The organism is Streptomyces sp. NPDC001339 (assembly GCF_042895955.1).
In the GTDB taxonomy this organism is placed as follows: Bacteria; Actinomycetota; Actinomycetes; order Streptomycetales; family Streptomycetaceae; genus Streptomyces.
In genome coordinates, this window is record NZ_JBIAWT010000018.1 from 65,093 (window position 1) to 89,302 (window position 24,210).

The window sequence follows — 24,210 nt, forward strand, 5'->3', positions numbered from 1 at the left end:
GTACGCCGAGTACACCTCAAGAACGGACGGGTCCGTGTCCTCTTTTGAGGGAGAAGGTCACCCGTATGGGTTAAAAGATACCCGGGAGTGCAGATCCGGCTGCATCATCCCCCTACCGTCGCCGGGGTGATGAGCAGCAGGCCCGAGCACCCCACGCACTCCACCGGCGCACACCGGTCGCGCGGCGACGACCGGCGCCGGCCGCGATCCACTGAGCCGCACGACCCGCCCGCCCCCGACGGGCACCCCGCTCCCGACGGGTGCGAGGACGACGGCGACGACGGCTACGAGCCTTACCTGGACGGGCTGTTCACCTACTGTCTGTCCGTCCTGTGCGATCACGACGCGGCGACCGCGGTGCTCGGCGAGGTGCTCGCGCTCGCCGAGCGGCACCGCGGCCGGCGCCCCGCCGATCCGGGGCTGCACCGCTCCTGGCTCTACGCCCTGGCCCGCTGGGCCTGTCTGCGCCGGCTCGCCGAACGGGCGGCGCCGGACGCCAAGCGGATGGACGCGAAGGCGCCGGGCGCGAAGGGGCCGGGCGACGCCGGCCGGCGGCAGCGCGAACTGGCCGCCCTGGCCTGGCCGGAGGCCGCCGGTACGACGCCGCGGCAGCGCGAGGCGCTGGAACTCTCGGTGCGTCATCGCCTCTCCGCCGACGAGGTCGCCGCGGTGCTCGGCGCCGACCCGATCGCCACCCGCGCCCTGCTGGCCACCGCGTCCTGCGAGGTGGAACGGACCCGGGCGGCGCTCGCCGTCGTCGAATCCGGCCGGTGCCGCGAAGTCGCACGGCTGGCGGGCGACAGCCGGACGCTGCTGGGCGCGGCGCTCAGCCGGGAGCTGGTACGCCACGTCGACGACTGCGCCGTGTGCCGGCGGACCGCCGAGCGGGCCACCGTACCGGGGACCTGGCCGGGCACCGCGCCGGTGGCCCAGGGCGCATTGCCGCTGGTCAGCGCGGAACGGGAGGCCGTACTCGGTGCGCTGGCGGCGGCCCGGCGCTCGCGGTCGGGGCGTGCCGAGGGGGTGGCCGGTGCCGGACGCGGCGGTGGCCGGACGCGTGGAGCAAACGGTTCTCCGCGCTACGACCGCAACGGCTTCCCCGTAGGCGCCCCCACGGACCGGGCCGCCCGCAGGCGCAGGCTGCGCGCCCGGGCCCTGACCACGACGGTGGTCGCCACGGTCGTCGCGGCGCCGGTGCTCGCCCTCTGGGCGGCCTACCGCGGGGCACCCGCCGCATCCGAGGTGGCGGACGGCGTGCCCTCGGTGACGGCCAACGACACGGGCACCGGCCCGCGGCTCGGCGGCCGCCCGTACGAGAACGCCGGCAACGCCCGGACGACGCCCGAGCCCGGGTACACGACAGGGGACGGGGGGACGCCCGATGTGTCGGTCGAAGTGATCGGGGAGGACGGCACCCCGCTGCGGGCCGGGAACGCGGGCCGGCGGGCGAGGAAGGGCCCGGGGCGGCTGACGGTGGCCGCCCAGCCCAGCGGCGGGACCACGGTCGTCACGCTCAGCGCCTCGGGCGGTGAGCCGCTGAGCTGGCGGGCGTCGGCGGTCGCGCCCTGGCTCCAGATGAGCCATACCGCGGGCTCGCTGCGGCCGGGGGAGACCACGACGATCACGGTCTACGTCGACCATGACCGGGAGCCGGAGGGCTACTGGCGGGCCAGGATCGCCATCGAGCCCGGCGACACCGCCGTCACGCTGGAGGGCCACGGTCCGACGGATCACGGTCCGACGGATCACGGTCCGACGGATCACGGTCCGACGGATCACGGACCGACGGATCAGAGCCCCGGCCGCCGGCCCCCGGTGCCCGCGGACCCGACACCGGCCCCCTCACGCCCGGCGCCGAGGCCGACGGCCACGCCTCCCACGGCCGGCCCGACGCCCACGCCCACTCCCACGCCCGTCCCGCCGCGTCCGACATCCAGCCCGACCGCGGCCCCGACCGGCCCGGCGGCCCCGACCGGCCCCACCGTCTCCACCACGAACCCGTGGAGCACGGCACACCCGGCGCGCTGAGCCCGGCCGATCAGCTGAGCCCGGTAAGCCACGTAAGCCCCGTAAGCCCGGCAGGTTACTCCTTCGGCTCCTTCGGCTTCTTGGTCTTCTTGGCCTTCTTCGGCTTGTCCTCGCTGTCCAACTTCCGGGCCCCGCCAGCCTTGTCAGCCTTCTCGGCCCTGTCAGCCTTCTCGGCCTTCCGGAGCGGCTGCAGCGGCAGCAGCGGCAGCGGATCCGCCGGATGGGGCGCCATCGGCAGCGTCGATGCCAGCCGCTCCTCGCACAGCTCGGCGAGTTTGGCGTAGCCCTTCTCGCCCATCAGCTCGGTCAGTTCCGGCCGGTACGTGACGTACACCGGCTCGCCCGCGCCGTGCGCCGAGGTCGCGGATGTGCACCACCAGTGCAGGTCATGCCCGCCCGGGCCCCAGCCGCGCCGGTCGTACTCGCCGATCGTCACCTCCAGCACCTTGGTGTCGTCCGGCCGGTCGATCCACTCGTACGTCCGGCGGACCGGCAGCTGCCAGCAGACGTCCGGCTTGGTCTCCAGCGGCTCGCGGCCCTCGCGCAGCGCGAGGATGTGCAGGGAGCAGCCGGCGCCGGCCGGGAAGCCGGGGCGGTTCTGGAAGATGCACGAGCCCTGCCAGCGGCGGGTCTGCCGCTCGCCGTCCTCGTCCACCTCGGTCCAGCCGGTCTCCGACCCGACGTCGTGGAACTGCCACAGGTCGGGCGTGAGGCGCGCCACGTGCTGGGCGACCCGCTCCTCGTCCTCCTCGTCGGAGAAGTGCGCGCCGAGTGTGCAGCAGCCGTCGTCCGCCCGGCCGGCCTGGATGCCCTGGCAGCCGCTGCCGAAGATGCAGGTCCAGCGGGAGGTCAGCCAGGTCAGGTCGCAGCGGAAGAGCTGCTCGTCATCGGCCGGGTCGGGGAAGGTGACCCAGGCGCGGGCGAAGTCGAGTCCGACCTCGTCGGCCCGGGGCTGGTTCCCCTCGGCCGCCTGGGCGCGCTGCTTTTCTGCCTTCTTCAGCGCTTTCTCGGCTTTCTCGTGCTTCGCCTTTTTCGTCTTTGCCACGGGTCCAGCGTACGGGGAGCCGCGTGCAGCCTATGGCGCCACCGGGCGACCCGTGCCGAGAGGAGGGTGTCGGCCGCGCAGTAGGTTGCCCCCTATGAGACTCGGTGTCCTCGACGTGGGTTCGAATACGGTCCATCTGCTGGTGGTGGACGCACACCCGGGCGCGCGCCCGCTGCCCGCCTACTCGCACAAGGCGGAGCTGCGCCTCGCCGAACTCCTCGACGAGGACGGTGCCATAAGCGACGCGGGGGTGGAGCGCCTGGTGGCCACCGTCCTGGAAGCGCTCCAGGTGGCCGAGGACAAGGGCGTCGAGAGCGTGCTGCCGTTCGCCACCTCCGCGGTCCGGGAGGCCACCAACGGGGAGGACGTGCTCCGCCGGGTCGACCTGGAGACTGGTGTGGAGCTCCAGGTGCTCTCCGGGGAGGACGAGGCGCGGCTCACCTTCCTGGCCGCCCGCCGCTGGCTGGGCTGGTCCGCGGGCCGGCTGCTCGTCCTGGACATCGGCGGCGGCTCGCTGGAGGTCGCGTACGGACTGGACGAGGACCCGGACGTGGCGGTCTCGCTGCCGCTCGGCGCCGGCCGGCTGACCACGCACGGCCTGCCGGGCGATCCGCCGGACCCCGAGGACGTCCGGGCGGTGCGCCGCCAGGTCCGGGCCGAGATCGCCAAGGTGGTCAGCGAATTCCGCCGCTACGGCACCCCCGACCAGATCGTCGGCACGTCCAAGACCTTCAAGCAGCTGGCCCGGATCGCGGGCGCGGCGCGCTCCGGCGAGGGCCTCTACGTCCAGCGTGAGCTGTCCCGCAAGAAGCTGGAGGAGTGGGTGCCGCGGCTGGCCGGGATGCCGGTGGAGGAGCGGGCGGAGCTGCCCGGGGTGTCCGAGGGGCGCGCACGGCAGCTGCTGGCCGGGGCGCTGGTGGCCGAGGCGGCGATGGACCTGCTCGGGGTCGAGACGCTGGAGATCTGCCCGTGGGCGCTGCGCGAGGGGGTCATCCTGCGGCGGCTGGACCATCTGCCGACGCCTACGGCTCAGTGACCCGCACCTGCACCTGCACCTGCCGACGCCGCGGCCCGGTGGCCCGCAGCGCATCCGCCTGCTGACGCCGACGCCGCGGCCCAGTGACCCGCAACGCATCCGCCTGCCGACGCCGGCGGCGCAGTGACCTGCAACGCATCCGCTCCGACCTCCTGCCCCGTGCACAGCCCCGGCCCGTACCCTGTCCCTCGTGACAGAGCCAGTGGTGCGGATCCCCGGTGCGAAGGTCGCGCTGTCCACGGCCTCGGTGTATCCGGAGTCGACGGCGACGGCCTTCGAGATCGCCGCGCGGCTGGGCTACGACGGGGTCGAGGTCATGGTGTGGACCGACCCGGTCAGCCAGGACATCGAGGCGCTGCGCCGGCTCTCCGACTACCACGGTGTGCCGGTCCTGGCCGTGCACGCGCCCTGCCTGCTGATCACCCAGCGGGTCTGGTCCACCGACCCCTGGACCAAACTCCAGCGCGCCCGTACGGCCGCCGAGAAGCTGGGCGCCTCGACCGTGGTCGTGCACCCGCCGTTCCGCTGGCAGCGCAGCTACGCCCGGGAGTTCGTCCGCGGGGTGTGGCGGATGGCCGGGGAGACGGACGTACGGTTCGCCGTCGAGAACATGTATCCGTGGCGCTACCGGGACCGCGAGATGCTCGCGTACGCCCCGGACTGGGACCCCACCAACGACGACTACCGGCACTTCACCGTCGACCTCTCGCACACCGCCACCGCGCGCAGCGACGCGCTGGCGATGGTGGAGCGGATGGGCGACCGCCTGGCACACGTCCACCTCGCCGACGGAAACGGTTCTGCGAAGGACGAGCACCTGGTGCCGGGCCGCGGCGGCCAGCCCTGCGCCGCGGTGCTGGAGCGGCTGGCCGCCACCGGCTTCGACGGGCATGTGGTCATCGAGGTCAATACCCGTCGCGCGATGTCCGCCGCCGAACGCGAGGCCGACCTGGCCGAGGCGCTGGCCTTCACCCGGCTCCACCTGGCCTCGCCGTCCCGGGTGCCGGGTACGTGAGCCGATACACAAGCGGGCGCCTGGCAGGTACGTAAACAGATACGCAAACGGGCACGTGCCGGGTACGTGAGCCGATACACAAGCGGGCGCGTCCGGATACGCAGGCAGTCGCGTGCCGGATACGCAAACAGGCGCGCATCTCACATACCGGAGCCGGTGTCCAGATCCCGGATCAAGCGCGTAACCTCGATCTCAGCTGCTACGTATCCGTGTATCCCGTCCCGAGGGAGTGACCCGTCGTGCCCGAGCTGAGGTCCCGCACCGTTACCCATGGCCGCAACATGGCGGGCGCCCGCGCCCTGATGCGGGCCTCGGGCGTAGCGAGCGAGGACATCGGCAAGCCGGTCATCGCCGTCGCCAACTCGTTCACCGAGTTCGTGCCAGGACACACCCACCTCGCCCCGGTCGGCCGGATCGTCTCCGACGCCATCCTGGCCGCTGGCGCCGTCCCCCGTGAGTTCAACACCATCGCCGTCGACGACGGCATCGCGATGGGCCACGGCGGCATGCTGTACTCCCTCCCCTCCCGCGACCTGATCGCGGACAGCGTGGAGTACATGGTGGAAGCCCACTGCGCCGACGCGCTGATCTGCATCTCCAACTGCGACAAGATCACCCCGGGCATGCTGATGGCCGCGATGCGCCTCGACATCCCGGCCGTCTTCGTCTCCGGCGGCCCGATGGAGGCCGGTCAGGCCACCCTCGTCGACGGCACGGTCCGCAAGCTCGACCTGATCAACGCGATCGTCGACTCGGTCAACGACCAGGTCTCCGACGAGGACGTCCTCCGTATCGAGGAGAACGCCTGCCCCACCTGCGGCTCCTGCTCCGGCATGTTCACCGCCAACTCCATGAACTGCCTGACCGAGGCCATCGGCCTGAGCCTCCCCGGCAACGGCTCGGTGCTCGCCACCCACACCGCCCGCCGCGCGCTGTACGAGAACGCCGGACGCACGGTCGTGGAGATCACCAAGCGCTACTACGAGGACGGCGACGAATCCGTCCTGCCGCGCAACATCGCCACCCGCGCCGCCTTCGAGAACGCCATGGCCCTCGACATCGCCATGGGCGGCTCCACGAACACCATCCTTCACCTCCTGGCCGCCGCCCAGGAGGCCGAGCTGGACTACGACCTCAAGGACATCGACGCCGTCTCGCGCCGCGTCCCCTGCCTGGCCAAGGTCGCCCCGAACGTCGCCCCCGGCGGCACGTACTACATGGAGGACGTGCACCGCGCCGGCGGTATCCCCGCCATCCTCGGCGAGCTCCACCGCGGCGGTCTCCTGAACGAGGACGTCCACACCGTCCACGCCGCGTCGCTCGCCGAGTGGCTCAAGACCTGGGACGTGCGCGGAGGTTCACCGTCCGCCGAGGCCGTCGAACTCTTCCACGCCGCGCCCGGCTGCCGGCGCTCCGCCACCGCCTTCTCGCAGTCTGAGCGCTGGGAGAGCCTCGACCTGGACGCCGAGGGCGGCTGTATCCGCGACACCGCCCACGCCTACTCCCAGGACGGCGGCCTGGCCGTGCTCAAGGGCAACATCGCGGAGGACGGCTGCGTCGTGAAGACGGCCGGTGTCGACGAATCGATCTGGACCTTCGAGGGCCCGGCCGTCGTCTGCGAGTCCCAGGAAGAAGCGGTCGACAAGATCCTCTCCAAGCAGGTCAAGGAGGGCGACGTCGTCGTCATCCGCTACGAGGGCCCCAAGGGCGGCCCCGGCATGCAGGAGATGCTCTACCCGACGTCGTTCCTCAAGGGCCGCGGCCTGGGCAAGGCGTGCGCCCTGGTCACCGACGGCCGCTTCTCCGGCGGTACGTCCGGCCTCTCCATCGGCCACGCCTCGCCCGAGGCGGCGTCCGGCGGCACCATCGCCCTTGTCGAGGACGGCGACCGCATCCGCATCGACATCCCCCACCGCTCGATCGACCTCCTCGTCGACGAGGCCGAGCTGACGCGCCGTCGGGAGGCCCTCGGCGGCGTCTACGCCCCCAAGTCCCGCGAGCGCAAGGTCTCGGCGGCCCTGCGCGCGTACGCGGCGATGGCGACCAGCGCGGACAAGGGCGCGGTCCGGGACGTGTCGAAGCTGGACTGAGCGGCCGCCCGGCTGACCGGCCGACTGACTGAGGGGCCCTCAGGACTGAGCGGCTGGGCGGCCCCTCGAGTCGGCAGAACAAATGCCCGAATTATGGCTATGGTCAGTGAGATACTGCCGCCATGATGGTTGAGGAGCCTGGCCCCGCTGACGCATTGGCCGCGGTTACCACGCACGTCTGCGAATGCGGCGCTGTCGTCGAGGGCCTGCACGGCAGATGGGCCTGCACAGCGTGCGGCCGCGTCTCGCCGTACCTGGAGCCGCCACAGGGCTGGCAGTCGGAACCCGGCTACGCGGACTGGAAATGACCTACGGCTCCTGTTACGGCTCCGGGCAGAGACCGCTTGACGGTGGTGACGAACGCCCCCCAGGCGGCCGCGTGAAAGACGAGCGCCGGTCCGTCGGGGTTCTTGCTGTCACGGACGGGGACGAGGGCGGGGTGGTTGTCGGCGACCTCGATGCACTGGCCGCCGTCTGAGTTGCTGTAGCTGGACTTGCGCCAGGTGACAGTGCTCAGGTCGATGGATCGCACGGCACTTCCTCCAACATCTGCCCGATGAACTTCCGCGACTCGTCTGGGGTCAGCGCGAGGTCGCGAACAGCATCGTACGCGCGTTGCAATCGCTCAACCTGGTCTGCTTCTTCGACCAGTTCGCCGTGCAACGCGCTCTCGGTGTAGGCCACAACGCGGCCGTCCAACAGTCGGAGAAACATCACGTCCGTGCACGCCAAGGAATGCAGTCTGCGGCCGTGAGGCAGCACCTGGAGAGTGATGTGAGGTTGATCGGCCGCTTCGGCCAGGACGTCCAGCTGCTCGCGCCATGCCCTTGCATCACGCAGCGGTGTGCGGAACACCGTCTCCGACAGGATGGTGCGGAACTGCGGCGGGTCATCTCCGGCCAGCAAATCGCGGCGCCCTATGCGCGCTTCGATCTGCTGTGTCAGCTCCGCTCCGGTGAGGCCGCCTGCCGCGAGCACTTCCCGTGCGTACTCCTCGGTCTGGAGCAGCCCCGGAAGGACGCCCACGGCGTAGTGCCAGAGGCTCAGCGCCTCGCACTCCAGCGCCATGTAACGGCGGTACTGCTCCTTGAACTGCGTTTTATCCCCGACCGCCAACTCCCAGAGCGTCAGCAGCCAATCCTCCGCCCCGTAGTGCTGGGCCAGTGCCTCGACCACCTCCGGGCTCCCCAGTGTCTTTCCGCTCTCCAGCTTCCCGAACAGCGATGCGTCCCAGCCAAGGATCTCCCCCAACTTCCGCAGGCTGTTGCCCTTCTTCGCCCGCAGTAACCGCAGCTCCTCCGCGAAGCGTCGGCGCGGCTCATGGCTTCGGCCGGTGACGGCTGTCCTCGGTGGCATGGCGACCTCTTCTGCGGAAGGTGTGGAATTAACGGCCCTGGTCGTGGAACTACGGCCCGTATCTGTGGGGGCAAGCCCTGCCGCCGGTCCATCCTCGTAATGGCCAGGCCACTCACGGTAGTTGGCCTGATCGCGCCATGCAGGGAAACGGCAGACGGGAGCACCACCAAATGACCACAGAACCCAACTCAGGAGCACAGGCGGCGTGCGACGAGCTGGCCGCCGCACTCAAGAAGGCCGGCATCGTGCTGCCGTCGCTGGGCGTCGACCTCGTTACGTACAGCGCTCAGCGGCCGTCCGTGCTGATCGAGCTGGGGCGCTGCAACCCGCAGACCGCCCGGAAGCTGGCCGCCGCCATCGGGGACGGGAGCGCGCAGTCGTGAGCGGGTACGTCCCCGGGAAGGGCGAGATCGTACGGGACCGCCTGCGGGACCGGATCGGGCGCGTGATGGATCACGAGCGGGACTGTTTCCAGCTCCGTCCGATCGGTGGCGGTGTGGAGTGGGACGTGGCCCCGGACGACATCGAACCCGTCCCGGTGTCCGCCGCGTTGAGCGACCACGTCACGTCTCTCAACCGGCAGAGCGCTGGGCGGCGTGCTGACGCGACTGCGGCTCCCCTGAAGAGGCCCTGAAGAGGAGCCGACGAAGGGCGCCGAACCTCGTACGGATCCGTACAAGGTGGTTGAGTCGTTAAGTATCTCGACAGGAGGGGCAAGGCGTTGCTGTGTCACGTCGACCGGATTCCGTTGCGGATCGGTCAAGTGCAATAATCGTCGCTATGACGATAACGATCGGGGATGTGCGAGCCGCGGTGCACGATATGTCCGCGAAGCTCTGCGACGGGCGCAGGCATGACCTGGTCGGGTTCACCATCCGCGACGGCTCCTACCCCTGGATCGAGGTCCACGACGGGGTCATCCACTGGACCCTGATGGAGCGCGGCGTGAAGTACGGCCCCACCACCACCGAGGACCTTCACGAGGCCATGCACTGGGTCGCCCTCGAGGCCACCGGGTCCATGGCCATGCGCTGGGAGCTGGGCCAGCGGGACAGGTGGCCCGAGGACCGGGACACGCGGATCGGCTGGAACGCCAAGCAAGTCGAACTCCTGCGTCTTCTCGACGACCAGTGGGCCGAGGAGTTCCGGGCAGGTATCCCCGTGCGATGCCCGGGAGTCCAGCTGGAGGACGTGGACGCCCACCCCCTCGATGGCTGGGTCGCGATCAAAGCCGCCGACGAGTCCTTCCTCGCCCGGCACTGGCGCAAACTGCGCGACAAGCTACGCGAACCGTATTGATGCCCGCAGCGACGCGCCGGACGGCTCCTCGCTGCCGAACTGGGAAAACTCGCCACCCTGCCCCGCATTGCAGCTTCCTTAACGGCAAGAAGTCGGCGGGAACTCGTCGATGACATCCGTCATCGCTTCGGCGAGCTCGATGAGTCGTTCGTACGGCTTGTAGTTCGCGATCCAGCCGATCATCCGGTCCTCGTGCAGTCGCCAGCCCATCTTGGCGTCGGCTGTCATGCGGATGACGCGTTCGGTGAGGGCGAGCTCGGCGAATGCGGGGTCGACGGAGCACGCGACCATGCGGGGCTTGCGGCCTGGAGGGAGGTGGACGGCGGTGCCTGCGCGGGGTGGGAGGGGGGCCGTACCGAGCAAGCGCACCAGGCTGGCGACGGAGACCGAAGTGGCGGGGAGGGCGCTGGGCAGAGTCAGCACCACCACCGAATACCAGCTGACATCGGTGGGATGCTTACCGCCGTCGTGCACGGCGGCGAGGTGGAAGAGCGTTGCCTGGTATCCGCGTATCTGCCCTTCCAGCACATGCTTTACGTGATTCCCTCGCGTGCCGAACGGATGGCCGGGTTTGCCGAACGCGTCGAGCCACTGACGCGACTCCCGCTTCCGGTATCGCCATTCGGGGTCCTCGCGGTAGGTGCGGACGCTCTTCCAGACCCGCCACATTCTGGGCTCTCTCCTCAGTCCTTGTACGCGCCGTCCGGGTCGGTCAGCGTGGAGCGGGGCTTGTCGAATGGGCTTTCCGGATGGTCGGCGGTGCGATCGGTCTCGTTGGCGTTGGCGTCTCCGTACACCGTCCCATTGGTGGCGGACTCGCGCACCGGGCCGAAGCTCGGACCGGTTTCGGGGTCGCGGTGCCTCCCGCCTCCGCCGAATCCGCCCTCCTTGTACCAGGAATTGCCACCGTGCACCGCTGCACCTCCCGCCGCGCCACCGACGGCGCTGGTGATCAGGTCGGGGATGATGCTGTCGCTCGACTTGCCGCCCGCGCCGCCCTCCGCGATATCGACCCCGTCGGCGGCCATCTGGCCGGCCCCACTGGTGACCGCGCCCACGGCAGTCTTCCCCCCGAGGCCTTTGCCTCCGACAATGTCGCCGAGCGCTCCGGGCAGTTTCTTCCCTGCCACCCGGCCCCCCGCTCCCAACACCGTGCCCACGCCGCCCGCCACCGCCGCGTCCTGGAGATCCTGGCCCCAGGTGATCTCCTGGCCGGTGAACGCTTGGCCCAGCACATTTCCGGTGAAGTTCCCTGCGGTGTTCGTCGCCAGCTCCACGCCGAATTTCAGGAACTTGTTGCCCTGCATCAGGGTCCGCAGGCTCTCCAGAGCTGTCTCGACCGTCTTGAGGACCCTGCCGAGCCGTGCGACAACAACGCCCGCTTCGGCGACCTCGGCCGCCGCGCTCCCGGCGGCCACCAGGTCGGAGAAGCCTGCGGTGACGACGGTCAGTCCGATGCCTACGGCCGCTGTGACCGCAAGCTCTTCCAGGACGTGTTCGACCTGCTTGTTGGTGTCCTCGATATGGTCGGCCGCCTGCTCCAACTCCTTGGCGACTTCGTGAAAGTTGGGCAGGGCGTGATCGATCTGCTGCTTCGTGTGCGTCCAGTGCGCGCGGAATCCGGCGGCGGCTCGCCCGCCCCAGTCGGCCTCGTCCAGATCCTCCACCTGCCGGTTCAGATCGGCGCCCGCCGTCCGCAGGTCCTGGGCCATCTGCCGCCATGCCGCCGCGCACTTCCTGAGTACCTCGGGATTGCCGCCGGGCTTGAGGATGTTGAAGCTCTTCTCGATGTGCTGCTGTTCCTCGGCCACGGCCGCTACGCCCCCTTGAATACGGTCGCGTGCTGGGCGTCGGTGTGCTCGTAGGTGGCGGCCGAGTGGTCGAGCCCCTTGGCGTATCCGGCCAGTTGCTGACGCAGCTGCTGGAGGCTGTGCACCGTGGCTTTCGTCATCTCCACGTATTTCGCCAGGGCTTCGGTGGATTCGCTGAGAACGCCGAATGCGTCGTCCACATTCTCCGCCTTGTCGGCGAAGTGCTTGACCTGTTCGTCGAGCCGGTTGCCCGTGTGCGTGAAGTCCTTGGAAAGCGCCCGGAGTTTCTCCGGGTGCACGGTGAAGTTTTCGTGCGCCATGACTGGCCCCCCGACTGGCTCCCGTAATGAACGTGATCTCCGTCGAACACGCTAAGGGGCGGCAGGTCGGGTGGGTGCCATCTATGGATTAAGGCTGTGACAAGGACGGGAAAGTCTTGGGATGCAATGAGTAATGGGGTGGCAAACGGCCCTGGCAATGGCCCTGGTTTAGGAGGTGCGCGGCCGGTGTGTCGTCGGCAGGCCGTGCGGGCCTCACCAACTCGCCGGGGCCGTGGTGTCCGCGGCGAAGATCGTTCCGTCGGGGGCGGCCGCGTAGATGCGGTCGTGGCGGGTGTCCGGTAGGGGGGCGGGGAGGGTTTCCAGGTAGCCGTTGTGGCGGTCGGCGGAGAGACGGGGTCTGGTCTGGCCGATCACCGCGCCGGAGCGGGTGTCGACGGCCAGCAGTCGGCCGTCTGCTGCGGAGAAGTAGAGGCGGTCGCCGCTCACCACGAGGGATGAGCCCCGGCTGACGGAGGTGTCGGTGTCCCAGGTCCGTTCGCCGAGGGCCTGGAGCAGGCCGCCTTCGGCGAGCACGTACACCGTTTCGCCGCTCACCGTGGCCGCCACCGGGCCGTCGAGTGGCGCGCTGAGCGGGAGGCGGCTGGTGCGCTGGGTGCGCGGGTCGTAGCGGACGACGGCGGTGGTGGTGAAGGGGTGCCGGGGGTCGGCGGCGGCCGTGAAGTAGAGCGTGCCGGAGGAGCCGGCGCCGGCCAGGGTGAGCGTGCCGGGAAGCTGCCGTGACCAGCGGCGCGCGCCGTCCTTCGGGTCGATCGCGGTGACCGGGGTGCTGGTGCCGCCGTCGGCGCCTACGGCGTAGACGGTGCGGCCGTCGCCGGAAGGGTGGAGCGTGGCTGCGGTGACGCCGGGGAAGGGTTTGCGCCAGCGCTCTTTGTGTGTCGTGCTGTCGAGGGCGGTGACCGTGCCGTCCCCGGCGACGAGCAGGATGCGGTCGCCGAGGACCGCGGCCCCGCCCTCGTAGCCGGACAGGTCCTGGCTCCAGCGGGTCGCGCCCTGGCCCTTGGCCGATGGATCGAGGGCGTCGAGGCGGCGGTTGTCGGGCGTCCAGACGTAGAGCAGGCCGCCGGAGAGGACGGGTGCCGTGGGTGGCGTATCGATGGTGGGGTGGGCCTTGGCGGTGTGGAGCCATGCCTTCCGGCCGGTGCGCGCTTCGAGGCGGGCGGCCCGTACCCCGGACTGGACGCAGTAGACGGCGTCGGAACCGGCCGTGCAGAACGGCATTTCGGAGCGGTGGCCGGCGGGGCGGTCGACGAGTTGGGCATGCCAGGGGCGGAAGTCGTCGGCGGGCCGTGCAGTGTACGTCTGGAGGGCGTCGTCGCCCGATCCGGCGCCGCCGGACGACAGGGCCCGTACGCCGGCGAACGTTCCGGCGCCGATGACCAGCAGCGCTGCCGCGGCGGCCCACAGGGGGCGGCGATGGCCACGCCCGCGGTCACGGCCATGGCCACGGTCATGGCCGTGGTCATGGCCGTGGCCACGGTGTGTCTTCTGGGCGGGGGCAGGGGCGGAGACGGGGGCCGGGGCCGGGGCGTCGGGTTCGGCGTGCGGATGCCCGTCCGTCGGCTGTCGTTGGGCGGGTATCCGTACGTCCGGCATCGCGTCCGCGCCGGGCATCGCGTCCGTGCCAGGCGTCGCGCCGGTGCCGGGGGTCGCGTCCGTGCCGAACGTCGCGTCCGTGCCGGGCGTCGTGTCCGTTCCCGGCGTCGGGGCGGCCGGCGGCATCGCGTCCGTGCGTAGCAGCTCCATCAGTTCGCCCGGTGTCGGCCGGTCCGACGGGTCCTTCGCCAGGCAGCTGCCGATCAGCGGTGCAAGTTCCTCCGGTACCCCGGACAGGTCCGCCTCGTCGTGCACCACCTGATACGCCACCAGGTACGGGCTCTCCGAGTCGAACGGGCCGCTTCCGGTCGCCGCGTGGACCAGCACCGACCCCAGCGCGAACACATCCGCCGCCGGGCCCACCTCGCGCGGCCGCTGGAACTGCTCGGGTGCCATGAACGGCGGCGTACCGATCAACTTGCCGGTCTCGGTACGCATTTCGCTGTCCGAGGGCCGCGATATGCCGAAATCGATCACTTTGGGGCCGTCGGCGGCCAGCAGCACGTTCCCCGGCTTCAGATCGCGGTGCACCACTCCGGCCCGGTGGATGTCGCGCAGCGCCTCGGCGAGGCCGGAGGCCAGTCGGCGTACCTCGGCGGGTGGCATCGGGCCATTCCGCTTCACCTGGTCGGAGAGGGTCGGGCCGGGAATGTAGAGGGTTGCCATCCAGGGGCGTCCGGCATCCGGATCGGCGTCGACGACGGGTGCCGTAAACGCCCCGCTGACCCGCCGCGCGGCCATCACCTCCTGCCGGAACCGCCCGCGGAACTCGGGGTCTTGGGCGAATTCGGCGTGAATGACCTTCACCGCGAGCAGCAGTCCGGACGACGAGCGCGCCACATGCACCACGCCCATACCGCCGGAGCCCAGCTGTGCCTCCAGACGGTATTGGCCGGCGTATTCCGGACGCTCCGCTTCCGGGCTGGCCCCGGGATCACGCAGCGGCGGCATCGTTCCACCCCCGTGTCCTGCCGTATGCATATCGGTCGCAGGTGCGACGCGCGGAGCCTAATCGATGGCGCGTACGAGACAAGCGATGCTTGCTAGCGTTCGAGCAACACATCGACACATTCGACCAACACTTCGACACAATCGACACATCCGAAAACGCCAACGGGGGAACGGGGAACACGAAATGACGACTCAGGACGAGCACGCCGACGAGGGCGCGGCGACTGTCATGGCGGCCGCCGGCCCAGGCTCCTTCCAGGTCGCGCCCGGCTACCGCCTCAAGGTCCGTACGGGCCCCAGCACCGCCAACCCGGTCGTCCGGCAGCTGGCGGACGGCGCCTGGGTGCAGATCCAGTGCCAGCGGCGCGGCGAGCGGGTGAGCGGCCCGTGCGGCACCACCGACATCTGGGACAACATCGGACCCGGCCAGTACATCTCCGACGCCTACGTCCGGACGGGCAGCAGCGGGCCGGTCGCCCCGAGCTGCAGCAGCTGAGCCCGGCGGGCGCTTGGCGGTTCCCGCAACGGATAATCGGGGCATGAGCGATCAGCAGACGCCCTCCGGGGGCCCGGAGCGCGGGGGCCAGGAGCCCGGGGGCCCGGAGTCCGGGGGGCAGGAGCACGGCGGTCAGGAGCACGGCGGTCAGGGACACGGCGGCCCCGAGCCGGAGGAGATCCGGTTCTTCGGGACCACCTGGGTCCACCACGACGGCGGCTATGCCCTGCGCCGGGCCGGCGTCGCGGTGGGCTCGCTGGCGCTCGCCGCCGCCGGTGCCGCCGTCCTGCGCTTCGCGTTCCAGGGACTGGAGATCGCCGAGGTCGGGTCGTTCGTCGGCATCCTCGTCGTCGCCGGGTTCGCCGTCTGCAGCGCCCTGGCCTTCCGTCGCACCTGGGACGGCTTCGTCCGCCGCCCCGACGCTTCCGCGCGGAGCGCCGCCGAGCGGTCCGGCCAGAGCCTGATGCTGATCGGCTTCATCGGCACGCTGCTCGCGTACTTCTGCCGAAGCCTGGTCGAGGCGCCCGGGGAGCGGCTGCACCGCGCCGAGTACGAGGCGGCCCGCGAGCGCTACGAGCGCCGCCGCGGCGCCCGTACCGGCAACCCGGCCGCCAAGAAGCCCAACAAGCCGAACAAGCCGAACAAGCCGAACAAGGTCAGCAAGCCCAGCAAGGCCAGCAAGTCCAACAAGTCCAAGAAGCGCCGCTGAGCCTGGACGCTGCGTACGACGAATACGACGAACCGGAGGAGCGAGCGAATGACGGGTGGCCACGACCGGCTGGCGCAGTTCGAGGAGCAGCGCGGACGGCTCTGGGCCATCGCGTACCGGATCACGGGCACCGTCACCGACGCCGACGACGCCGTACAGGACACCTGGCTGCGCTGGCAGGGGCTGCCCGACGAGCCGCCGGTGGCCAGCCCGCGCGCCTACCTCACCACGGTCGTCAGCCGGGTCTGCTACGACCTGCTGAGCGCGGCCCGCGCCCGGCGTGAGACGTACGTCGGACCGTGGCTGCCGGAACCACTGCTCACGGCGGCCGACGGCACACCGTCCGGCGGGTTCGGCAGCTCCGGCAGCTCCGGCAGCTCCGGTGGCCTGGGCGGTTCCTCCGGCGACAGCCCTGAAGACCGGGTCACTCTCGACGAGTCGGTGGGGATGGCGTTGCTCAGTGTGCTGGAACGGCTCACCCCGGCCGAGCGCACCGCCCTCATCCTGCACGACGTCTTCGCGGTCCCCTTCCCGGAGATCGCCGAGGCGGTCGGCCGTACCCCGGACTCCGTACGGCAGTTGGCGTCCCGGGCCCGTAAGCGGGTACGGGCCGAGGCGCCGCGCCGTACCGTCGACCGCGCGGAACACCGCCGTGCCGTCGAGGCTTTCCGCTCCGCCGTCATGGGCGCCGACTTCGACGCCCTGCTGGCCGTACTCGACCCCGAGGTCGTCTGGCGTTCGGACGGCGGTGGCAAGGTGACCGCGGCCCGCCGGCCGGTCTTCGGCCGCGAGAAGGTCGCCCGCTTCGTGCGCGGACTGGTCACCCGCGAACTGGCAACCCGCGAACTCGACACCCGCGAACTTGTCACCCGTGAACTCGTCGCCCACGAACTGGTCACCCCGGACGCCGAACGGAGCGCCATCCAGGGCGCGTTGCGGCTCGCCCTGGTGGACGTCAACGGCGCTCCCGGCCTCGTCTACGCCGACGCGGCGGGGCAGCAGACCGGGGTCCTCGCCTTTACCGTGCGCCAGGGGCGGATCACCCAGGTCGACGCCGTCATCAACCCCGACAAGCTGGGGCACCTCGACTTCGACGACTTCGACCAGTACTGACCGACTCCGGCGACGGCGGCCCCGTGCTCAGAGCCCCCGTGCTCAGAGTCCCGCGCTCAGAGCCCCGTGCTCAGTACTCCCAGTTCGGCTTCCCCTTGCCGTAGAGCCAGTCCTTGAACAGATCGGTCAGGTCCTCGTCCGTCCGCTCCTGGCAAAAGGCAATGAACTGCTGCGAATCGGCGTTGGCATGGCGGTACTTGGCGGGCCACTCCTTCAGGATCTTGAAGAAGGTCTTGTCGCCGACGGCGTTCCGCAGCTGCTGGAGCACCATCGCGCCCCGCTCGTAGACGGGCGTCGCGGTCACGTTCTCCGGCTTGCCCGGGTCGCCCGCCGGGAAGGCCCAGCGCCCGTCTTCCCCGTCCCCGTCCTTGTTCTCGTCCCCGTCCCCGTCCCCGTCCCCGTCGCCCTCGCCGTCCTGGTAGAGCGCGTCGAACTGCTGCTGCGGCGTCTTGCCGCCCTCGTGCTCCTCCCACAGCCACTCGGCGTATGTCGCGAAGCCCTCGTTGAGCCAGGTGTCCTTCCAGGTCTTCGGCGTCACCGAGTCGCCGAACCACTGGTGGGCCATCTCGTGCACCACGGTCGCGGTGTCCGGCGCCCCGGCGTAGACCGGCTTGGTCTGGGACTCCAGTGCGTACCACTCGACCCGCGGCGGGGTGTGGTCGACGATCGCGCCCGCCGACGAGAACGGGTACGCCCCGAACAGCCCGCTCTCCCACTTGATGATCTCCGGCAGCCGCTCCAGCGGCCCCTTGCTCTTGGCGGCCTCCGCCGGGTCCACCGCGACGTACAGCGGCAGCCCGTCGGGCGTGCGGTACTGGCGGATGTCGAACGTCCCGATGGTGGCGGTGGCGAGGTACGTGGCCATCGGCTGGGCGTTGTGCCACTCGAAGGTGGTCTTCCCGCCGGTGACCTTCTCCGACTGCAGCTCTCCGTTGGCGATGGCCGTGTGGCCGTTCGGCACGGTGATGGTGAAGTCGTAGGTGGCCTTGTCGGCGGGGTGGTTGTTTCCGGGGAACCACGTCATGGAACCGGCGGGCTGGCCCGATACGAACGCCCCGTCGGGGGTCTTGACCCAGCCCTCGGCGGCGCCGTCCGCGTCCTTCATCTCCTGCGGCGTGCCCTCGTAGGCGACCCTCGTACGGAACGTGGCGCGTTCCCTGAGCCCACCAGTTGGCCGCACGATCAGCTTGTGCCCCTTACGGGAGAAGCCGGCGTCCTCGCCGTCGACCTGTACGGAGGAGACCCGCAGCCCCTGGAGGTCCAGCTGGAAGGAGCGCAGGTCCTGGTCGGCCCGGGCGGTGATCTCGGCGGTGGCCGTGAGGTGCTTGCCCTTTATGTCGTAGTTGAGGTCGAGCCCGTAGTGCTGGACGTCGTAGCCGCCGTTGCCGAGCGCCGGGAAGAGCGGGTCGCCCAGCCCGCCGCTGCCCGCCGCCCCACCGGCGTTCACCGCACTGCTCGTGCAGGCGGACAGCAGCAGGGCGACGGACAGGGCGGCGGTCGCACCGCAGCGGCGAAGGGGCCTGCGGTTCACGGCACTCCTCGGGTCGACGAACACGGTTCCAGAAACTCAGTTCCACAAACTCAGTTCCACGACCCTACGGGCAATTCCGCCGTACCGCCCCTCCGTTATCGATCATGGTGCGTGGACGGTGTGCCGAGTAGTGATCACGCGGTGCGCCGATTAGCGGTGATCACGCAGTGTGCTGAGTAGCGGTGATCACGCGGTGTGCCGAGTAGTGGCGATCACGCGATCACACGGTCACGCCATCACGCGATCACGCGGTCAATGTCCGGACCGCGTCGCTGCTCCTCCCAGTTGCCGAGCGCCGCCGCACACGCATGATCGAGGTGCCGCAGCCCGGACAGATCCAGGTCGACCTCCCGGTCCCGCGGAAGCGCCTCCAGCTGGTCGAGCAGCTTCGGCAGCCGCAGGAACGTCGCATTGCCCAGGGCCCGTACGCGCACCGCACCGGCGCCCTCCAGGCCCTCGACCTCCAGGTGGACGTGCGAGGTCTCCCACGCGGACTTGGCGACCGCCATCAGCAGCCCCAGCAGCACCCCCTCGAACATGTTGGTGGCCACGATCGCGACCGCCGTCACCAGCAGCACCACCGCCTCGCCCCGGTGCTCCCGCCAAAGCGGACGCCACTCCTTCACCGGGATCAGCTTGCCGCCCGCATGCACCAGCACACCGGCCAGCGTCGCGATCGGCACCACGCCCAGCGCCGCCGGGAACAGTGCGGCGAAGACCAGCAGCCACACCCCGTGCAGCACCCGGGAGGCCTTCGTCCGGGCCCCGGCGTGCACATTCGCGGCACTACGGACGATCACCGCGGTCATCGGCAGCGCGCCGAGCAGCCCGCACACCGTGTTGCCGGCGCCCTGCGCCATCAGCTCCTTGTCGTAGTCGGTCCGCGGCCCGTCGTGCAGCCGGTCCACCGCGGCCGCGCTGAACAGCGACTCCGCCGACGCGATCAGTGTGAAGGCGAGCACGGTGCCCACCGCACCGGCCAGCACTCCGGCCTCCGTCAGCTGCGCGAAGTCCGCGCCGTCCGGCGGCCGTACGACGTCCAGCAGGCCCTGCACCTCGACCCGCGCCACCGGCAGGTCCAGCACGGCCACCACGGTGGTCGCCAGCGCCACCGCGACCAGCGGCGCGGGCAGCACCCGGGTCACCGGAAGCACCACTCGTGCCAGCGGCCCGGGGAGCCGTGGCGCCGCCTTCCGCAACCGCGGCCAGAGCAGCAGCAGAGCGATGGTCGACGCCCCGATGGCCAGGGCCGTCAGCGCCGTACCCGATCCGGCGGTGTCCGCCACGAGTTCCGGCAGCCCGGCCAGATTCGCGGGCCCGCTGCCCGGTGCCTTGGCGTCCGCCAGGGTGTACAGCTGACTGGCGATCAGCACCAGCCCGATCCCGGCGAGCATTCCTTGTACGACCGCGACGGAGATAGCCCGGAACCAGCCCCCCAGCCGCAGCGCCCCCATGGCCAGCTGCAGCACCCCGGCGACCAGCACCAACGCACCCAGCGCGCCGAGTCCGAACTCCTGCACCGCTTCGTAGACCAGCACGGTCAGCCCGGCGGCCGGACCACTGACCTGCAGGCTGCTGCCGGGCAGCAGCCCGGTGAGCAGCCCGCCGACGATCCCGGTGACCAGCCCCAGCTCGGCCGGCACCCCGGAGGCGACGGCCACCCCCACGCAGAGCGGGACAGCGACGAGGAAGACGACGAGGGACGCGGTGAAGTCGGCGCGCCAGAGTGCGAGGGAGCCCCGCGAGGGGTGGAAGTACGAGGGGGACCGGGAGGACTTGCCGGACGGAGCCGTGGACTTGCCGGATCGGGTCGCGGACTCGGGGGACTGAGGGGACCGGACGGTGGACTGGGTGGTGGACTGGGCGGACCGGACAGTGGATTGGGTGGACCGATCGGATATCGACAGCTGGGACGGGTGGCGGCGGGCAGAGCGGAACCTACGCATGAGCATGCCTCCAGCGAATTCGGATACGTCGGCGCACGCCCGGGCACGGGTGCCGGCACGGGCACAGGTACACATGCAGGCACTGGCACTGGCACTGGCACTGGCACCGGCACTGAAACAGTCAACGGCCGCTGAAACTGTCAACAGCCACTGGCACAGCCACAGGTGCGTATGTACGTATGTGCGTATGTACGCGTGCGAGCACGAGCAGCGACCCACCGCGCCGTGGGCGGTCCGCGTGCACGGACCACCGCACAGCGCCGTGCGGACGCGCGCCATGAGGGGTGCGAGCAGTGACGGCTGGATCTCGCCGTCAGAAGCGCGGGCCGGGGAAGGCCCTGGGGCGGCTCTGTGCTCTCAGCAGCGGAAGACGCCGTGATGGACCGGAAGTTCACCCGATCTCGACAGCGGTACGGCCTGCCGTCCGGTCAGTGCGGCGGTGATACCCGTCCCGCCGTTCGTCCGTACCGGCTCCGCCGTCGATACGGGCGTAACGGACCGCCCCTGTGCGGCACATGCGACCGACGAACGACCGTTGCGCCGCGGGTGGCCACTGCTGTGCCGTGGGTGGCCGCGGTCGGCGGAGTACTTCGGATGATCGGGAGCGTCCGCGGCCATCGGGGCGGGGTCCGGGGAACCCATGGGGGCGGGGTCCCCGGGGCCGGTGCCGGTGCCGGCGCCGACGGAACCGGCCCTCGCCGGTACGGCCGCCGCGGACTCTTCGTACGTGCCACCGGCGACGGTCGGCAGGGCGAGAACGACGGCCACGACGATCAACAGGAGCCGGCCGAGGCCGTCAACCCGGATCTTCGCCATCGTCGTCGCCCTTCTGGTTCGGGCCGGTTCCGGCTGGCTCCGGCGCGGCTGGACACGTCACTCCATTGTGTCGGGCCTTACATGCCGAACCGCAACTCGATGTGTAACCGAACCGTAAACGTCGAGTTATCCGACAGGAAGGAAGGCTTCCGTTCACTCCGGCGCCCGCTGGCGCACGTCCTCCACCCCCATGCGCCCTCCCGCACTCCACCGCTACCACCGGCCCGGCCACGTCACCACTCCACTGGCCCGGCGCCGGCCAGCCCCACCAATTCCACCCACCGGAACACACCCACCCCACCCCCGCCCACAATGCGAGGATCGAGGACGACGCCACCAGCCCAGCCCAGCCCAGCACAGCGCAGCGGAAAGGCACGAACCGCACCATGACCCAGAAGGTCGCAGTCCTCGGCACCGGAAAAATCGGCGAAGCCCTCCTCAGCGGCATGATCCGCGGCGGGTGGGCCCCGTCCGACCTCCTCGTCACCGCCCGCCGCCAGGAACGCGCCGAGCAGCTCCAGGCCCGCTACGGGGTGGAAGCCGTCAGCAACGCCGAGGCCGCCAAGTGCGCGGACACCCTCATCCTCACCGTCAAGCCCCAGGACATGGGCACCCTCCTCCGGGAACTGGCCCCGCATGTGCCCGCCGGCCGTCTGGTCATCAGCGGCGCCGCCGGCATCCCGACCTCCTACTTCGAGGAGCGTCTGGCCGCCGGCACCCCGGTCGTACGGGTCATGACGAACACCCCCGCCCTCGTCGACGAGGCCATGTCCGTCATCTCCGCCGGCAGCCACGCCACCGCCGCCCACCTCACCCTCGCCGAGGAGATCTTCTCCACCGTCGGCAAGACCCTCCGCGTCCCGGAGAGCCAGCAGGACGCCGCCACCGCCCTCTCCGGCTCCGGCCCGGCGTACTTCTTCTACCTGGTCGAAGCCATGACGGACGCCGGCATCCTCCTCGGTCTGCCTCGCGACAAGGCCCACGACCTGATCGTCCAGTCCGCGATCGGCGCCGCCACCATGCTCCGGGACAGCGGCGAGCACCCCGTCAAACTCCGCGAGAACGTCACCTCCCCGGCCGGTACCACCATCAGCGCCATCCGCGAACTCGAGAGGCACGGCGTCCGTGCCGCCCTCATCGCCGCCCTGGAAGCCGCCCGCGACCGCAGCCGCGAACTCGCCACCGGTAACGGCTGACGACCACACCGGGGGGCTGATCACCACACCCCCGGCTGACCACCACATCGGCAGCGACTGACCGCCACACCCCCCGGCTGACCGCCACACTCCCCCCACCCCGCCGGGGGCAGCCGCGCCCCAAACGGCTGCCCCCCGAGGTCACCCCTGACTAATCCAGCAACCGCACTAACTAACCCAGCAACCCCAACGCCCGGAACGCCGCATCCACCCGCGGCCGAGCCAGGCCGCGCGCCCGCTCCGCACCGCGCCGCAGCACCTCATCCACATACGACGGATCCGCGGCCAGCTCCGCATGCCGCTTCCGCAACGGCCGCAGCGTCTCCACCACTGCCGCCGCCACATCCCCCTTCAGCGCCCCGTACGAGTCGTACTCCTCCGCCAGCCGCTCCGGATCCCCGCCCGCGCACGCCGCCAGCACGTCCAGCAGATTCGCCACCCCCGGACGCTTCTCCCGGTCGTACGCCACCTCACTCCCGGTGTCCGTGACGGCCCGCATCACTTTCTTCCGCACCACCTCCGGCTCATCCAGCAAATAGACGATCCCGGACGTCCTGACCTGCTCCGACTTCCCCATCTTCGACGTCGGATCCTGAAGATCCATCACCCGCGCCGCCACTGCCGGATGCGTCGCCCTCGGCACGACGAACGTCGTCCCGTACCGCTGGTTGAACCGCACCGCCAGATCCCGCGTGAGCTCCAGATGCTGGGCCTGGTCCTCCCCGACCGGCACCTCGTGCGCCCCGTACGCCAGGATGTCCGCCGCCATCAGCGCCGGATACGTCAGCAGCGACAGCCGGACGGTCCCACCCCGAGCCGCCTCCTGCGCCGCCTTCTCCTTGTACTGGATCATGCGCCGCATCTCCCCGTCGGACGCCGTGCACTCCATCAGGTACGACAGCCGCAGATGCTCATCCACCTGGCTCTGCACGAACACCGTGCACAGCGCCGGATCCAGCCCCGCGGCCAGCAGCAGCGTCGCGGCCTGCCGGCTCAGCCGCCGCACCCGCGCCGGGTCGTGCTCCACGGTCAGCGCATGCAGATCCACCACGCAGAACAAAGCGTCCGCACGGTGCTGGTCCTCCTCGGCCCACCGCCGCATGGCCCCGAGGTAGTTCCCCAGCGTCAGATGCCCCGTCGGCTTCACACCACTGAAGATCCGCGTCATCTCTCCGTCTCCTTACATCCCGTGCGTGGAGACCGCCGCGCCCGCCGGCCGGCTACGAGAAGGAGATACGCAAACGGCCGCCGAAGCGGCGGCCGTGGTCAAGCATGCGCTGCTGGGCGGCCGCCGTCAGGCGTGCCACCACTGCTGTACGTGCTCTGCGTGCGGTACGTGCCGCACGGGCGCATGCGAAGTCATGCGCCCCAACGTACCCCCACCTCGGCCATCCGGCACGGGTTTGAAGCACCTCATCCCCTCGTGTAGTGTTCTCCGAGTTGCCACGGAGCCGACAGGCCCCGGGCAGCCATCCCGCCGCATCGCGGCACACCACTACTGCACGACTCCTCAACGGGAACGATTTCGGCATGCCGGAATTCGGACCGAGGCTCGATTATGAACCACCGAGGAATTCCGCTAAAGTAGTGGCTCCGACAAGAAATCGGACCTGAATTCGAACCGGAAACGGAACGAATGAAGATCTGATAGAGTCGGAAAGACCGAAAAGCGAAAGCCGGACGGTCAACCCCGCTCCAACAGGGGGCCAGAGACGGAAACGGATCTGGTAAGGTTGGAATCGTGAAGAGGCCGGAAGGCCGAATCGCACCGGCGAAAATCGGAGCCGCGAGGGTCTGATAGAGTCGGAAACGCAAGACCGAAGGGAAGCGCCCGGAGG

General features: G+C 70.4%; 21 protein-coding genes. 10 read left to right on the top strand and 11 right to left on the bottom strand.

Going from position 1 to position 24,210, the window contains the following annotated elements:
• Positions 1-129 precede the first annotated feature (129 nt).
• Positions 130-2,028, top strand: a complete 1,899-nt coding sequence (locus ACFY12_RS33555; RefSeq protein ID WP_390719750.1) for a sigma-70 family RNA polymerase sigma factor — start codon at positions 130-132, stop codon at positions 2,026-2,028.
• Between the two features lie 55 nt (positions 2,029-2,083).
• Here ACFY12_RS33555 and ACFY12_RS33560 read toward each other — a convergent pair whose 3' ends face one another.
• Positions 2,084-3,073 (bottom strand): hypothetical protein, encoded by a 990-nt coding sequence (locus tag ACFY12_RS33560; RefSeq protein ID WP_390719751.1) that lies wholly within the window; start codon positions 3,071-3,073, stop codon positions 2,084-2,086.
• A gap of 94 nt (positions 3,074-3,167) precedes the next feature.
• Between ACFY12_RS33560 and ACFY12_RS33565 the strand changes: the two genes are divergently transcribed.
• The 3 genes from ACFY12_RS33565 (at position 3,168) to ilvD (ending at position 7,214) form a co-directional block, all read left to right on the top strand.
• Positions 3,168-4,109, top strand: coding sequence for a Ppx/GppA family phosphatase (locus ACFY12_RS33565; RefSeq protein ID WP_390719752.1), 942 nt, complete (start codon positions 3,168-3,170; stop codon positions 4,107-4,109).
• Between the two features lie 190 nt (positions 4,110-4,299).
• Positions 4,300-5,124 carry a sugar phosphate isomerase/epimerase family protein gene (locus ACFY12_RS33570; RefSeq protein ID WP_390719753.1) on the top strand — a complete coding sequence of 275 codons (825 nt, stop codon included), beginning with the start codon at positions 4,300-4,302 and terminating at the stop codon, positions 5,122-5,124.
• Between the two features lie 239 nt (positions 5,125-5,363).
• Positions 5,364-7,214, top strand: coding sequence for a dihydroxy-acid dehydratase (ilvD, locus tag ACFY12_RS33575; protein WP_390719754.1), 1,851 nt, complete (start codon positions 5,364-5,366; stop codon positions 7,212-7,214).
• A 289-nt stretch (positions 7,215-7,503) separates the two neighbouring features.
• Here the strand turns inward: ilvD and ACFY12_RS33580 are convergent, their stop codons facing one another.
• Positions 7,504-7,746 carry a DUF397 domain-containing protein gene (locus tag ACFY12_RS33580; protein ID WP_390719755.1) on the bottom strand — a complete coding sequence of 81 codons (243 nt, stop codon included), beginning with the start codon at positions 7,744-7,746 and terminating at the stop codon, positions 7,504-7,506.
• Entirely contained in the window at positions 7,728-8,570 is an 843-nt protein-coding gene (locus ACFY12_RS33585; protein ID WP_390719756.1) for a helix-turn-helix domain-containing protein, read from the bottom strand. The genes ACFY12_RS33580 and ACFY12_RS33585 overlap by 19 nt, the downstream gene beginning before the upstream one ends.
• 170 nt (positions 8,571-8,740) lie before the next feature.
• Between ACFY12_RS33585 and ACFY12_RS33590 the strand changes: the two genes are divergently transcribed.
• Complete coding sequence (locus tag ACFY12_RS33590) at positions 8,741-8,953, top strand: hypothetical protein (protein ID WP_390719757.1); 213 nt, start codon at positions 8,741-8,743, stop codon at positions 8,951-8,953.
• Between the two features lie 397 nt (positions 8,954-9,350).
• A complete protein-coding gene (locus tag ACFY12_RS33595; RefSeq protein ID WP_390719758.1) occupies positions 9,351-9,869 on the top strand; it encodes an Imm63 family immunity protein in 519 nt (172 codons plus the stop codon).
• A 78-nt stretch (positions 9,870-9,947) separates the two neighbouring features.
• Here the strand turns inward: ACFY12_RS33595 and ACFY12_RS33600 are convergent, their stop codons facing one another.
• The 4 genes from ACFY12_RS33600 to ACFY12_RS33615 all read right to left on the bottom strand — a co-directional run bounded on the left by ACFY12_RS33600 (position 9,948) and on the right by ACFY12_RS33615 (position 14,565).
• Positions 9,948-10,538, bottom strand: coding sequence for a hypothetical protein (locus ACFY12_RS33600; protein ID WP_390719759.1), 591 nt, complete (start codon positions 10,536-10,538; stop codon positions 9,948-9,950).
• A gap of 14 nt (positions 10,539-10,552) precedes the next feature.
• Positions 10,553-11,680 carry a WXG100 family type VII secretion target gene (locus tag ACFY12_RS33605; RefSeq protein ID WP_390719760.1) on the bottom strand — a complete coding sequence of 376 codons (1,128 nt, stop codon included), beginning with the start codon at positions 11,678-11,680 and terminating at the stop codon, positions 10,553-10,555.
• A gap of 5 nt (positions 11,681-11,685) precedes the next feature.
• Positions 11,686-12,000, bottom strand: coding sequence for a WXG100 family type VII secretion target (locus ACFY12_RS33610; protein WP_390719761.1), 315 nt, complete (start codon positions 11,998-12,000; stop codon positions 11,686-11,688).
• Positions 12,001-12,213: 213 nt separating this feature from the next.
• Positions 12,214-14,565: a serine/threonine-protein kinase gene (locus tag ACFY12_RS33615; protein WP_390719762.1), complete on the bottom strand. Its 2,352-nt coding sequence runs from the start codon at positions 14,563-14,565 to the stop codon at positions 12,214-12,216.
• 184 nt (positions 14,566-14,749) lie between these two features.
• On the opposite strand from ACFY12_RS33615, the gene ACFY12_RS33620 reads away from it, so the two are divergent.
• From ACFY12_RS33620 to sigJ, 3 genes are read left to right on the top strand one after another with little or no spacing between them, the layout of a single operon-like run.
• Positions 14,750-15,061 carry a peptidase gene (locus ACFY12_RS33620; RefSeq protein WP_390719763.1) on the top strand — a complete coding sequence of 104 codons (312 nt, stop codon included), beginning with the start codon at positions 14,750-14,752 and terminating at the stop codon, positions 15,059-15,061.
• A gap of 43 nt (positions 15,062-15,104) precedes the next feature.
• Positions 15,105-15,770: a hypothetical protein gene (locus tag ACFY12_RS33625; RefSeq protein WP_390719764.1), complete on the top strand. Its 666-nt coding sequence runs from the start codon at positions 15,105-15,107 to the stop codon at positions 15,768-15,770.
• A 48-nt stretch (positions 15,771-15,818) separates the two neighbouring features.
• Entirely contained in the window at positions 15,819-16,883 is a 1,065-nt protein-coding gene (gene sigJ / locus ACFY12_RS33630; RefSeq protein ID WP_390719765.1) for an RNA polymerase sigma factor SigJ, read from the top strand.
• 70 nt (positions 16,884-16,953) lie between these two features.
• On the opposite strand, the gene ACFY12_RS33635 is transcribed toward sigJ, so the two are convergent.
• From ACFY12_RS33635 to ACFY12_RS33645, 3 genes are all read right to left on the bottom strand, one after another.
• On the bottom strand, positions 16,954-18,414 hold the full coding sequence (locus ACFY12_RS33635; protein ID WP_390719766.1) for a M1 family metallopeptidase: 1,461 nt from the start codon (positions 18,412-18,414) through the stop codon (positions 16,954-16,956).
• Between the two features lie 236 nt (positions 18,415-18,650).
• Positions 18,651-20,360 carry a SulP family inorganic anion transporter gene (locus tag ACFY12_RS33640; protein ID WP_390719767.1) on the bottom strand — a complete coding sequence of 570 codons (1,710 nt, stop codon included), beginning with the start codon at positions 20,358-20,360 and terminating at the stop codon, positions 18,651-18,653.
• A 357-nt stretch (positions 20,361-20,717) separates the two neighbouring features.
• Positions 20,718-21,176: a hypothetical protein gene (locus tag ACFY12_RS33645; protein WP_390719768.1), complete on the bottom strand. Its 459-nt coding sequence runs from the start codon at positions 21,174-21,176 to the stop codon at positions 20,718-20,720.
• A 386-nt stretch (positions 21,177-21,562) separates the two neighbouring features.
• On the opposite strand from ACFY12_RS33645, the gene proC reads away from it, so the two are divergent.
• Positions 21,563-22,372, top strand: a complete 810-nt coding sequence (gene proC, locus ACFY12_RS33650) for a pyrroline-5-carboxylate reductase (protein ID WP_390719769.1) — start codon at positions 21,563-21,565, stop codon at positions 22,370-22,372.
• 172 nt (positions 22,373-22,544) lie between these two features.
• On the opposite strand, the gene trpS is transcribed toward proC, so the two are convergent.
• Positions 22,545-23,540 (bottom strand): tryptophan--tRNA ligase, encoded by a 996-nt coding sequence (gene trpS, locus ACFY12_RS33655; protein ID WP_390719770.1) that lies wholly within the window; start codon positions 23,538-23,540, stop codon positions 22,545-22,547.
• Positions 23,541-24,210 lie beyond the last annotated feature (670 nt).

What these genes read in the sequence shown, in the direction of transcription:
- ACFY12_RS33555 (WP_390719750.1), top strand. Translation starts at nt 130, where the DNA reads ATGAGCAGCAGGCCCGAGCACCCCACGCACTCCACCGGCGCACACCGG.
- ACFY12_RS33565 (WP_390719752.1), top strand. Translation starts at nt 3,168, where the DNA reads ATGAGACTCGGTGTCCTCGACGTGGGTTCGAATACGGTCCATCTGCTG.
- ACFY12_RS33585 (WP_390719756.1), bottom strand. Translation starts at nt 8,570, where the DNA reads ATGCCACCGAGGACAGCCGTCACCGGCCGAAGCCATGAGCCGCGCCGA.
- ACFY12_RS33590 (WP_390719757.1), top strand. Translation starts at nt 8,741, where the DNA reads ATGACCACAGAACCCAACTCAGGAGCACAGGCGGCGTGCGACGAGCTG.
- ACFY12_RS33595 (WP_390719758.1), top strand. Translation starts at nt 9,351, where the DNA reads ATGACGATAACGATCGGGGATGTGCGAGCCGCGGTGCACGATATGTCC.
- ACFY12_RS33600 (WP_390719759.1), bottom strand. Translation starts at nt 10,538, where the DNA reads ATGTGGCGGGTCTGGAAGAGCGTCCGCACCTACCGCGAGGACCCCGAA.
- ACFY12_RS33610 (WP_390719761.1), bottom strand. Translation starts at nt 12,000, where the DNA reads ATGGCGCACGAAAACTTCACCGTGCACCCGGAGAAACTCCGGGCGCTT.
- ACFY12_RS33615 (WP_390719762.1), bottom strand. Translation starts at nt 14,565, where the DNA reads ATGCCGCCGCTGCGTGATCCCGGGGCCAGCCCGGAAGCGGAGCGTCCG.
- ACFY12_RS33620 (WP_390719763.1), top strand. Translation starts at nt 14,750, where the DNA reads ATGACGACTCAGGACGAGCACGCCGACGAGGGCGCGGCGACTGTCATG.
- ACFY12_RS33625 (WP_390719764.1), top strand. Translation starts at nt 15,105, where the DNA reads ATGAGCGATCAGCAGACGCCCTCCGGGGGCCCGGAGCGCGGGGGCCAG.
- sigJ (WP_390719765.1), top strand. Translation starts at nt 15,819, where the DNA reads ATGACGGGTGGCCACGACCGGCTGGCGCAGTTCGAGGAGCAGCGCGGA.
- ACFY12_RS33640 (WP_390719767.1), bottom strand. Translation starts at nt 20,360, where the DNA reads ATGCGTAGGTTCCGCTCTGCCCGCCGCCACCCGTCCCAGCTGTCGATA.
- ACFY12_RS33645 (WP_390719768.1), bottom strand. Translation starts at nt 21,176, where the DNA reads ATGGCGAAGATCCGGGTTGACGGCCTCGGCCGGCTCCTGTTGATCGTC.
- proC (WP_390719769.1), top strand. Translation starts at nt 21,563, where the DNA reads ATGACCCAGAAGGTCGCAGTCCTCGGCACCGGAAAAATCGGCGAAGCC.
- trpS (WP_390719770.1), bottom strand. Translation starts at nt 23,540, where the DNA reads ATGACGCGGATCTTCAGTGGTGTGAAGCCGACGGGGCATCTGACGCTG.